Raw genomic sequence first — 11,697 nt, 5'->3', positions numbered from 1 at the left:
AATTCGATCGGAGGCCAATTTTCGTTTGGATTTGTCGGTGCGTGCAACGGCTGGAGCGAAGCCAACGCCGCGAAGCGTCAACAGATTTGGGAGGCTCACAAACAATACACGCTCGAGTTCTTCAAATTCTTGACAACCGATCCTGCGGTGCCCGAGTCCACTCGCAAACACTACGCTCGGCTCGGGTTGTGCAAGGACGAGTTCGCAAAGTACGGACACTTCTCGCCTCAACTTTACGTTCGCGAAGGTCGCCGCATGAAAGGTATGTATGTGGTCAGCCAGAAAGATATTTTGGTGGATCAAGAGAAAGAGGATCCGATCGTGGTGTCCTCCTTTCCCATCGATTCGCACGATTGCCAACGGATTGCACTTCGCGATGGCGGCGTGATCAACGAAGGAACGATTTTCCCGGTGCGGATGAAAGGAAAACGACATGGCTATCCTTATCACATTCCGTATCGTGCGATTTTGCCAATGCCCAGCGAATGTTCGAATCTGTTGGTGCCGGTGGCGCTTTCGTGCACCCATGTCGCCATTTCGTCAATTCGGGTCGAGCCGACCTGGATGATTCTGGGGCAAAGCGCCGGCATTGCTGCGGCGATGGCAGCGGATAAAGACGCCGCGGTTCAGGAACTCGCCTATCCCGAACTACGTGAACGCCTCGTAGGACAAAAGCAGGTGCTCGAAATCCCCGAAGGAATTTTTAGTCAAGACAGCATCGATGTGTCGAAGTTTGCTGGCATTGTCTTGGATGACGAAATGGCCAAATTGAGCGGTATCTGGAAACACTCGACCAATTTCTCGCCCCATCTCGGTCGCGGCTACGTCCACGACGACAAGATCGCCGATGGCGGTTCCCAAGCCACGTTTCGGTTCACCGCTTCCGAATCGGGCAAGTATGAAGTGAGAATGGCCTACTCGGCTCACCCCACTCGCGCGACGAACGTACCGGTTAGCGTGACCAGCGGATCGAGCGAAACCAAATTTACCGTCGACCAAACCCAAACGCTACCAACGGGCAAATTGTTCCGCCGCGTCGGTGTTGCGGATCTCACCGACTCTGCCGAAACGGTCATTACCGTGACCAACAGCGGAACCGACGGGTTCGTCATCTTAGACGCACTGCAATTGGTGCCGCTTGCAAGTGAGAAATAAGGGCCCCAAGTTTAAAGCCAATATCGCTATCGAACCACGGTTAGCCGATTGTCGATTTGTTCGACATGCAGCACGTGTCGAATCAATTCCTGTGCGGTTTGCTTCATGTGAAACGAAGGCACTTCGCCACTGAGAATCAAGACGCCTTCGTGAAAACGGCACTGTACGTTTCGGATGGACGAATAGGGGCAAGTGCGAAAGAGCTCGTTAGCTTTGACGGCCACGTCTAACGAAATCACGGAGGGCAATTCGGGGGAACAGGAGGGAAACGCAGTTGTTTGAATCATTACGGGAATCCGTAGGGAGATTGGATCGAAACCAACGACTATCAATATTGCAAGCAATCAGATGATTGCATTTGTTGAGCGTGCCAGCTCCTCCTATGCCAGATCCTTACGACGTCGAACCAATCCCTGTCGTATTGGGGACCGCAATTGGGGTGGTTTGATCACCCGAGATCCTGTTGTTCATCTTCAGGCATTTCAACTCTAGCGGCATCCCGCCATCGGTCAAGAACGATTGTTGGTAAAGGATTCAAACGAGGCGTTGGGAATGCCTTAGATCCATTTCGACAGTACTGTCGTGCTTCGATCGCGACAGCGGACATGAATCGCAACCTCTCAATTTTTCTGGTGCGCAAGCGAACTTCCAGACGCGTCTTGGTACTCACACGACAGCACGGCGGAAACGGCAGCCACCTTGCCCAGCGCGATCAGCACGTCGCCTGTGCCAATGACAGTGCTTCCCGACGGTGGCAGCAACACGTCGCCATTGGGACGACGTACCGCGACCACGATGACACCACGACTGCGAAAATCGGTATCCGCCAACATGCGGCCCGTACAAGGTGAATCCGCGCTGACACGAATTTCGGCAAGATCCAACGTCGCTCCGGTCCCCGAGACGAATTCGAAAAAATCTTCGACGTGCGGATTGATCAACAATTGAGCCATCGTTGCCGCCCCATTGGCGAACAGACTGACCACGCGATTCGCCCCCGCCTTTTCCATCTTATGTGCACTGCTCTCGTCCGAAGCCCGAGCGATGATTTGCAAGTCGGGCGCAATCAACCTCGCCGACAAGACCACGTACAGATTGTCGGCATCGCTGTCCAACACAACCGCCAAACCACGAGCACGGTGGATCCCCGCGTCCAGCAACGTGCAATCGCTGGTCGCATCGTCACGCACGCACGGCCAACCATGCTGTTCACATTCGGCCAGCGTCTCTTCGTTCTGGTCGATAACCACAAACGCCAGTTTGCGATCCGCCAAATGACGACAGATGGTTCGCCCCATACGTCCAAAGCCGCACACAATAAAATGGTTCTTGACCGATTGAAGTGTCGAATTCATCCCTCGTTTCCTCAACCAAGTTCGTAGTTCCGCGCGGACGATCATCTCGCCAAGCTGGACGACCGCGAATAAGAAGACTCCCAAACCGCAGACTAAATAGATCATCACAAAGACACGACTGCGGTCGCTCAATGGCCGGACCTCGTTGTACCCCACCGTGCTTAATGTGATTACCGTCATGAACGCGGAATCGACAAGCGACCAACCTTCGACGAGCCAGAACCAACATGTTCCAATGGTGGTTAAAGCTGTCAGCACGGCAACGATCCAGCCCAGTTGTCGCATTATTGCTCCTAGCGCATTGCCATCGGCAGCCGAGGTTGAAAACAGTCTGCGCGCGAGACCTCAATACCGCAGATACAAGCGACAAAACAACCTCGCAGCCCCACTAATTGCATTCATCATGCCAATACAGCAGCGGGACGCGTTTGCTGGGCAAAGTGCACGCACTTATGTCGACCGCGTGCGTCAGAGCACATAAACATCCTCGCCTCCGAATCGCACTGTACCAAAGCCGCACACTGGCTCTTGACCGTTGAGCGCAACGCTGTGAAGCATTTTGTAGCGGTAGGGCGCGAGCCCTCCGGTGTTTTGGTCGGGATGAGGAACCGGAGACCTTGCGCCCTACCGCTAAAACCTCGCAAAACACGGGGGCTAAATGCTTCACAGCGTTGCGTTAAACGGCTGGTCATCTCGAATTGCAGCCTAGGCTTGTCGGTTCGCAGAGGAGTTTGCAGCAAGCTTCGCGACGCTGACCTCGAACCACAACTTGGCACATCATTTGCCATTTTCATCGCAGCTGATCGACCGAGGAAATGCGTTCGATACGACAGCTCGTTTTTTACATCCCTTCGCTTTGCACTGAGCCACTGGCGCGCTGAAATGAAGCAATTCAAATCTATTCTAGTCGGCGTCGATTTATCCGAAGGGGATCGCTACGTCGTCGACACCGTTCCCGCTTCTTCCTTGAAAGCGATTTCACGAGCGATTTGGTTAGCCAAAATCAATTCGGCGCATCTAACCTTTCTAAATGTGTTGCCACCTTCGGCTCCGAATTTGGATGCTAAAACACAATTGTTGGTTCCCGAAGGGCACGGTCATCGCACCGTACGCGATCATGCCAAGGAGATCATGGCCAATCTAGTGAAACATGCCAATGATGAAGGCATCCAGGCCGACAATCGCGTCGTGTTTGGCAAGAGTTGGATGGAGACGATCCGTCAAGTGATTTGGAAAAAGCACGACTTAGTGATCGTCGGCGCGAAAGACGTACCCGACAAACACCCTTTTGGGACTGGCAGTCATACGGTCAAGGTATTGCGAAAATGTCCCTGTGCCGTGTGGGTCACCAAGTCGCCGCCCGAGCACAAGATTCGTTCGGTCTTGGTGGCTCATGACTTACGCCCCGTCGGCGACGAAGCGATGGAATTAGGCGGAGCCATGGCGGAACTGTATGATGCCGAACTGCATGTGCTGCACGCAATCGAGTCCCCTGAGTTAGATCATGTCTTTCCCGATCCTGCATCCGATGACAATGCGATACAACATCGTCACGACGCCGAACAACGAATCAACGAACAGTTGAAACAGTTCAACTTGTCACGCGAAGCCCATATCCATTTCGCAACACGACCGCCCGACTTCGCGATCTGGCACTGTATCGAGCAATACGACATCGATCTGCTTGCGATGGGCACGCTGGGCCGCTCGGGCATCTCGGGGTTGATCACCGGCAACACCGCCGAGCGATTGCTGCCGCTGGTCCCCTGTTCGATCTTGGCCGTCAAACCCAGCGGATTCGAATCGCCTGTAACACTTCCGCATCATCATCCCTAAGCCAGCGGTCGTACTGTTTCGAAGCGACACGCGCCCACTGGTATCTCCTCTGGCACTAAACGGGTGGCTTTTATAGCGGAGCGGCGCGGGGCCTCGCCCGGTCTAAACCGAACGTTTTACTCGCCTCAACCGGACGGCTTGCGCCGTTCCGCTAACCAAAACCAACCCTCGACGACTCATTCGCCTTCGGCAGTGTGATGGTGACGTGAGATCCACACGCTGCAGGGTGCGTGACGCAGCACATACTTGGTCGTGCTGCCTAGAAACAAATCGTGCAGCAAAGTGTGCCCGGTGTCACCTAGAATCACCAGATCGCTTTGCTGATGCTCGGTAAAGCGAACAATCGCCTCTCCCTCGTGCTGACTGCGAATCACATGCGGATGCGTATTGGGCAGCTTCTCAGCAAGCTGTTTGGCCGTGTACTCGGCCTTACCCTTCGTTTGTTCCAAGGCTTTCGCTTCGTCCTCGAGGACGCCGGCGGCCACCCCTTCGCTCATCAGGTAGTCGTAGCTCGGCGCAATGCTGAGCACGCTGAACTCACAATCCGGGTCCCACGTTAACTGCATCATTTCGTTGATGGCTTCGCGGGATGCCAACGATCCATCGTAGGCAAGGGTGATCTTCTTGGGACAGACATGAGGACGGTGATCTTTGTCGGGAGGTCGCACAACCAGCACCGAACATTTCGCATGCGTCGCAACGCGATCCGAAATGCTGCCCAACAACATCCGGCTGACCAACGAATGGCCAACCGCACCGATCACGATCAGATCGGCAACGATGCGCCGCGAGACCTCCAAGATCGACTGGGCCACATTTCCTGTGTGATGCAGTTTCGAGAAATAGTCGGGACACTGATCTTTGAACATCGCTTCGAGTTCGGCGTGATGCCGAGCGACGAACTCTTTTTCTTCTTCCTCGCGAGTTAAATTCTGAGGATTACCGTGAATCGTCAACTCGGGTCCCAATGAAACGGTCAGCACCGAAAGTTTCAAAGGCTGCTGAAATTTGAGATGGTGCAGCAACTCCGCAGCATTCTTCGCTAACGATGACCCATCGGTCGCAAGTAGCACTTTCATCGCAGTAGACTCCCATCAAGGCAGAGGAAGGATCAATTTAGGATACCACAATCGCCTGCTAAAGTCCCGTTTTTTGTCAAAACGCAAGCAACGGTGACGGCTAACCCTGTGCTCACTCCCTGGTTTGATTGATGCCCTAGGGCCTTCCGAATACTACATCGTGATTCCGGAAGGTGAATCCTCCGTTGAACTCGTTCTCACTCCGCTCGCCGACGACGCTCATGATGAGGGTGACGAATCGGTGACTCTCGAAGTGATTCATGCCAGCGGTTATCATGGTTATGGAATCGACTCAAACCTCTTACCGTCACTACGATCCGCTAGCCACGACTATCCGGAGGATGTCAGCCTGTTTGATCCCCGTTCCGACGCGGAAGGAGGGATTGACGAGTTTATCCGTGGATTCGCGATCATGTTCGACCAACTCCGAATCAAACTGGATACCAACCCGCTTGATATTCAAGATGAATTTGACTCGACGTTGGAAGCCATCGCCGAAGCCGTGATTTGGCCGCTTGAGGGTTAGAGATGACAGGATTTATGAAGAAGCAAATCACGACCAAGCGAATCATCGTCGCCACTGCGATTTGCACGGCAGTTTGGTTCGGCTATTGGTGGCTCTGCGGTGGCATGCGTCTGTATCTAGAAAATCGCGACCGAGTCGTTCGCGATGAAGCCTACTACGAAAAACGCTATGCCATCCCCGAGGGAGTTGAAGCCTTCTACCCGTTACCTGGTACAGAGCGTCGATCCGCCATTGATCGTCATGGGAATGTCGTGATCAAAGAAGGCATGATTGGAATTTCACGATGCTATCTCAGGCCGCCTCGGAGCTCGTATGCCAAGCTGAGTGGCCAAGCCTCAGTGCTGTTGACCACCATGGATTGGTGGGCGTTTGCCGATGATCATGGAGAACACAGGTATCACCCGCCGTTCATTGGCGTTGGGAGTATCCGAAACTTGGGTGACTCGCTTTTTCTCGTCTGGGATCTTTCCCGACGAGAAGATGCGTTTGGTCGTGTCCCCGCGATCACCTTCGATCCGTTGAAGAAATGGCGTGCGCCCGTGGAGTATGTGGCTCGCAGCCGGATTGCCGAGGATCGGGTCTTCGTCACGCACGAAGGGATCAACGGCAAGGTGGGATTGGCGGACCGAGAAGGAAACATTCTTGTGCAGCCCAAGTTCGAAGGATTTCAGGAATTTCGAGAAGGGCGAGCCGCCGTCAAGCTCGATGGCAAATGGGGATTCATCCAACGCGATGGGAGTTGGGCGGTCGCCCCGGAGTACGAAATCGTCACTTGGTACGACCATGGCATGGCGATGGTACTGCAAGAACAGGGCGAGCGTCTGTTTTTTATCGATCCGGACGGCAAGCGTTTGTCGGACTTCCCGCTGGATGCAACGCTGGAGCTATCACAACATCCCGACCACATTGCATACGAAGGTTTTGTCAATGGCCTGATCCGCCTAAGAGACCCCGCAAAACGTGGCAAGAACGGATATGACCCGACGATATACGATGAGCCCATTTGGGGCTATTGTGATCGCGGGGGCAAGTGGGTGGTGCCTCCGACGTTCCGCAGGCCGACACGCTACAGCGAGGGTTTTGCAATTGTCGAAGGGGACAATGCTGGAAAGTGGGGAACGTGGATCATGGACGAACAAGGCAACGAAGTTGCCCAAATTCCAAAAGGAAACTGGACACCGTTTTTTTATGGCATGAGCGCCGCGAACCATGTCGGCTACATCGACACAACCGGTAGAATCGTCTACAAGTTCAAACCCCGCACCAAACCAAGGTAAGCCCGATGTACCTTTGCGACATCGCCCTTCGCCGGTCGACGACAAGGCGGGGCTTTGGCTTTCAAAAATCGACGAGTTTCTTGGGGGGCCAAGCGACTCGCAAGGCATTGAGCACCGCGATGACGTCGATCACCTCTTGGGTCACCGCACCGGCAACCGGCGGGAGATAACCGGCCGAGGCGATCAGCATTCCAATAAAGCTTAGCGCCATCCCACCCACCGCGCTTTGCAACGCAATCGTTCGCATCCGCCGACTGATGTGCATGAACTCGTCCACCTTCGCCAGCGAACTGTCCATGATCACCACTCCAGCGGCTTCGCTTGTCACATCACTGTTTTGACCGAAGGCAATCCCGATCGTCGCGGCCATCAAGGCCGGGGCGTCGTTGATCCCATCGCCAACAAAGATTGTCTTGACTCGCTCGGTTTCCCTCCGCACGAACGCCAGTTTGTCTTCGGGACTTTGCCCGCCGTAGGATTCCGAGATGCCAACAAGTTCAGCCAGATATTGGACTTCCGATTCGCGATCCCCCGAAAGCAACACGACTCGCTCGATCTGGTGTCGCCGCGCCAAATGGTGGACAAAATCCGCGCCCTCGCTGCGAGGTGCATCCCTGAATCGGTACGTGGCTGCATAGACTCCGTCGATCAAAATCAAACATTCTAGCCCTCCTACTTGCTGCGGCAATGTATCGTTCGCCTCGGGATGCGCCGCAACGTATTTTTTACGGCTGGTGATGCGGATATCCTTTCCCGCCACGATCCCGCGAAGCCCTTCCCCCGGACGCTCACTCATCTGACTTGATTCTTTGAGAACCACATTCGCGTTGCGACCGGCGGCCACGATCGCTTCAGCGAGTGGGTGTTTGGAATACTGTTCCAGACTGGCGACCAGCGAGAGGACTTCTTGCGGTGCGTGCTCCGGCGCGGCGATTTGCTGGATCAACTGCGGCTTGCCATAGGTCAGCGTCCCCGTTTTGTCAAAAATGATCGTCTTGCATACATCGACTTGTTCCAGCACGGCAGGGTCACGGACGATGATGGCGCGACGCGCCGCCAGCGAGATCGATCCGATAATGGCCACCGGAATGGCAATCAGCAGTGGACAAGGCGTCGCGACCACCATCACGGCAAGAAAGCGGATCGGGTCGCCGGAGACAACCCAAGCGGCAACCCCCAAGGCAACCGCAAGCGGCGTGTAAAACGCCCCCAGTTGGTCGCCAAGACGGCGAATCCGCGGTCGGTGCTGTTCGGACGACTGCATCACTCCCATGATCTTGGCATAGCGTGAATCGACCGCCAACTTCTCTGCACGAATCGTCAACGCCGAATCGCCATTGATCGAACCCGACAACACCTGCGATCCCGGCGTTTTCGACATCATGTAAGGTTCGCCGGTCAAATACGACTCGTCCATCACTCCGTGACCTTCGACCACCGTACCGTCGATCGGACAGATGTCATGAGGCAGCACGAGCAATTCATCGCCAATCTGAACCGCGTCCAAGGCAACATCCTCGAGCATCGTTCCCTGTTTACGGTGCGCCACCGAGGGCATCCGTTTGGCCAACGCATGCAGAACCGACGACGCGCTGCGCACTGCGTACGCTTCGAGCGCTTCGCCACCGGATAACATCAGCACCACCAAGGTGCCTGCCAAATATTCGTGCAGGACAACCGAGGTGACGATCGAGATACCCGCCAGCAAATCCGATCCAAATTCACGCCGAAACAACTTGACCAACAACTCCCAAACCAACGGGATTCCACCGAAGACCAAGGCAATCAGGAGCGGCAGTTCTGCGACGTCACGATCGCTAAGAATCACAAACCGCATGATTAAATGAACAGTGATCGCGACGATTGCGAGCACCGCAATCACACTTTGCTTTCGACTGACGGACGGTTCCGGCGCGGGTGTTTTTGAGGTGGGCACGAGCGAGTGGGGGTGTGGATAGGGAAGACGTTCAGTCGTTAAACCGCAGATCAGGCAAACGTTGCGCCAAGCATCTTGCGAATACATTGACCATGCAAAAGTCTGTTCCTCTTGTGCATTTTCACCAGCTCGTAACCAAGATTGTCACGACTTTGATGCGACCATAATGCACACATGTGCCAAGGCGTCACACATCAATTATGCCCACCAGCTAAGGCGCAGATGTTTTCCGCAACAAAGCGGCACGGAAGGCATGACCCACGTTAACGGCACAAGGTTTGCATTTTGGATTACCGTTGCAATCGCAACATGATCCAACCGGGCAACAAAACAAGAGGAGCCAGCAATGGTGACCAAAGACGCATTCACCGATCGTCGTCAAGCATTGGAAGATGAATTTTTTCACCGAGTCGACGAGCGACTCATTGCGAACATGAAGGCGAAAACGGAACTTGAAGCCAATCGAAAACAGCTCGCAGAAGTGACCGGGATAACCGATGCCAAATTGATCGACGAATTGTTGGCAACCGGCGCGAATGCGGAAACGGTCGCTGCGTTGTCGTTGGTTCCTCTGGTCCTGGTTGCCTGGGCCGATGGGAAAGTGGATCCCGAAGAACGCGAACCTATTTTGGCAGCGGCTCATGAAAAAGGGATCGCCGACGGAACGCCGGCCGCCGATTTGCTCGAGCATTGGTTGACGGTCAAACCGAAAAAGAAACTAGCGTTAACCTGGAAGCACTACATCACCGAGTTGATCACGCAAATGAGTGATGATTCGTTGCTAAGTCTCCGCGCGGACATCATGGATCGAGCCAGAGCGGTGGCGGACGCTTCGGGCGGAGTGCTGGGGTTTGTCAAAACCACGATCGATGAGCGGCGTGTTCTTTCGTTCCTGGACGAGGTGCTCGCCCGGGATGCCGCGCTTCCTCGGACACCGAAATAATTCGGCAAAACGCGTGCGTTGGCAAAGCAACGTTCCCCAACCTTTCCGCAGGTGGCTGTGATGGTCGCGATTCAGTCTCATCAACCCGACGAAATTGCTTGCGAGATCGAATCGGTTTCCGAGTCGAGTCACCTCGCGTTGGAAAATCAAGCCATCGCGGAACTGCTCGATGAAATCGCCAACCTGTTGGCGGAACAAGGCGCAGGTGAGTTCCGTGTTCGTGCTTACCAGAACGCCAGCAAGACACTCCGTTCGCTGGCCACTCCGGTACGCAACATCATGCTGCACGACGGCGTGGTGGGGCTGATTGAGTTGCCAACGATTGGACATTCGATCGCAAACTTAATCGAACAATACCTGCGATTGGGCCGCATCCCCTTGTTGGATCGGCTGCGTGGCGAAGAAACCGCCGAGCGACTGTTTGCGACATTGCCCAGCATCGGTTCCGAGCTTGCCCATCGCATCCATGAGGAATTGGAGATCGAAACTCTGCTGGAATTGTGGGCTGCGGCCAAGGACGGACGACTCGAAAAGGTACCGGGATTGGGACGCAAACGGATTCGTGCCATTCGCGAAAGTTTGGCGGATCGTCTTCGTCATCGCCACTCTGCCGACACCGCGGCGGACAGCACGCGATCGGCGCGGGCGGGTTATAGCAACACGGTTTCCGAAGACCGCCCATCCGACCACGAGGTCTCGGTCGCGGAACTATTGGACGTCGATGAAGAGTATCGGCGACTAGCTTCGCAAGGCAAGTTAACTAAGATCGCACCTCGGCATTTCAATCCTGGCGCGGTGGCTTGGCTTCCCATACTTCATTGCCAGCGAGCCGACCGGCACTACACCGCGATGTACTCGAACACCGCGCGTGCCCACGAACTGAATACGACCAAGGATTGGGTCATCCTCTATCGCGACGATCCCAAGTCGCATGATCGATGGACGGTGATCACCTCTCAATTTGGCAAACTTCGTGGCTGCCGCATCGTTCGCGGGCGTGAAGAAGAATGCTGGCAACATTACCGGCACCACCCGTCGGGGGACACACACGCATAGACGTCTCTGCCACGTCAAAACGGCAATCTCGCTACGTTGATAAAGCAACCTATTGAACGGATCAACCGAGCCTCCAACTTTTTTCGCCTCTCCGATCTTGTCCTTTCCCCCCACTCGCTTAACTGGAGTAATCGATGATGAAAGTCGTTAGTGTCCTAGTGTTGGCCGTGTTTCTTGCGGCGTCCGCTTTTCAGATCAGTCGCGCCGACCCGCCAAACGAAGCGCCGCCTCATCGTATCACTCCGCTGATGAAGATGAAGCTTGATAGGTCCAAAGCGATTCTGGAGGGGCTGACACTCGAGGACTTTGACACGATTAGCAAAAATGCTAAAGCATTAAAATTGTTAAGTCTCGAAAGTGGCTGGAATGTGTTACAGACACCGGAGTATGTCACTCAAAGTCAGGAATTTCGACGTACTGCGGACATGATCGCGGAGGCCGCAAAGGAAAAGAATATTAGCCGAGCAACGCTAGGATATGTATCGATGACCGTTCGCTGTGTTGAATGTCACTCGTACATGAGAAAGCATCGCA

11 protein-coding genes are annotated in these 11,697 nt (G+C 54.6%); 7 read left to right on the top strand and 4 right to left on the bottom strand.

The features are described 5' to 3' along the window. The coding region (locus RMSM_RS23010) for an FAD-dependent oxidoreductase (RefSeq protein ID WP_040769093.1) at nucleotides 1-1,155 on the top strand (1,155 nt) is incomplete at its 5' end. Between the two features lie 26 nt (nucleotides 1,156-1,181). On the opposite strand, the gene RMSM_RS23005 is transcribed toward RMSM_RS23010, so the two are convergent. Further along, nucleotides 1,182-1,442, bottom strand: a complete 261-nt coding sequence (locus RMSM_RS23005) for a BON domain-containing protein (protein WP_052031768.1) — start codon at nucleotides 1,440-1,442, stop codon at nucleotides 1,182-1,184. A gap of 333 nt (nucleotides 1,443-1,775) precedes the next feature. Beyond that, nucleotides 1,776-2,795, bottom strand: a complete 1,020-nt coding sequence (locus RMSM_RS23000; protein WP_008702058.1) for a potassium channel family protein — start codon at nucleotides 2,793-2,795, stop codon at nucleotides 1,776-1,778. Between the two features lie 597 nt (nucleotides 2,796-3,392). Between RMSM_RS23000 and RMSM_RS22995 the strand changes: the two genes are divergently transcribed. Beyond that, a complete protein-coding gene (locus RMSM_RS22995) occupies nucleotides 3,393-4,346 on the top strand; it encodes a universal stress protein (protein ID WP_008702056.1) in 954 nt (317 codons plus the stop codon). A 176-nt stretch (nucleotides 4,347-4,522) separates the two neighbouring features. Here RMSM_RS22995 and RMSM_RS22990 read toward each other — a convergent pair whose 3' ends face one another. Next, nucleotides 4,523-5,425, bottom strand: a complete 903-nt coding sequence (locus RMSM_RS22990; RefSeq protein ID WP_008702054.1) for a universal stress protein — start codon at nucleotides 5,423-5,425, stop codon at nucleotides 4,523-4,525. Between the two features lie 124 nt (nucleotides 5,426-5,549). Here RMSM_RS22990 and RMSM_RS22985 point away from each other — a divergent pair, with 124 nt between their 5' ends. Together RMSM_RS22985 and RMSM_RS22980 are read left to right on the top strand one after the other, a co-directional pair. After that, the gene (locus tag RMSM_RS22985; protein WP_144057890.1) at nucleotides 5,550-5,951 is read left to right on the top strand and encodes a hypothetical protein; all 402 of its coding nucleotides are present in this window, start codon (nucleotides 5,550-5,552) and stop codon (nucleotides 5,949-5,951) included. 14 nt (nucleotides 5,952-5,965) lie between these two features. Then, nucleotides 5,966-7,228, top strand: a complete 1,263-nt coding sequence (locus RMSM_RS22980) for a WG repeat-containing protein (RefSeq protein ID WP_008702051.1) — start codon at nucleotides 5,966-5,968, stop codon at nucleotides 7,226-7,228. A 61-nt stretch (nucleotides 7,229-7,289) separates the two neighbouring features. Here RMSM_RS22980 and RMSM_RS22975 read toward each other — a convergent pair whose 3' ends face one another. Continuing rightward, complete coding sequence (locus tag RMSM_RS22975) at nucleotides 7,290-9,065, bottom strand: heavy metal translocating P-type ATPase (RefSeq protein ID WP_236622273.1); 1,776 nt, start codon at nucleotides 9,063-9,065, stop codon at nucleotides 7,290-7,292. Nucleotides 9,066-9,510: 445 nt separating this feature from the next. On the opposite strand from RMSM_RS22975, the gene RMSM_RS22970 reads away from it, so the two are divergent. The 3 genes from RMSM_RS22970 to RMSM_RS22960 form a co-directional block, all read left to right on the top strand. After that, entirely contained in the window at nucleotides 9,511-10,107 is a 597-nt protein-coding gene (locus RMSM_RS22970; protein WP_008702047.1) for a hypothetical protein, read from the top strand. A 60-nt stretch (nucleotides 10,108-10,167) separates the two neighbouring features. Continuing rightward, on the top strand, nucleotides 10,168-11,163 hold the full coding sequence (locus RMSM_RS22965) for a helix-hairpin-helix domain-containing protein (protein ID WP_008702046.1): 996 nt from the start codon (nucleotides 10,168-10,170) through the stop codon (nucleotides 11,161-11,163). 134 nt (nucleotides 11,164-11,297) lie between these two features. After that, the coding region (locus tag RMSM_RS22960) for a hypothetical protein (protein WP_008702045.1) at nucleotides 11,298-11,697 on the top strand (400 nt) is incomplete at its 3' end.

The organism is Rhodopirellula maiorica SM1 (genome assembly GCF_000346295.1).
In the GTDB taxonomy this organism is placed as follows: Bacteria; Planctomycetota; Planctomycetia; order Pirellulales; family Pirellulaceae; genus Novipirellula; species Novipirellula maiorica.
This window is presented reverse-complemented; position numbering and strand designations above follow the sequence as displayed.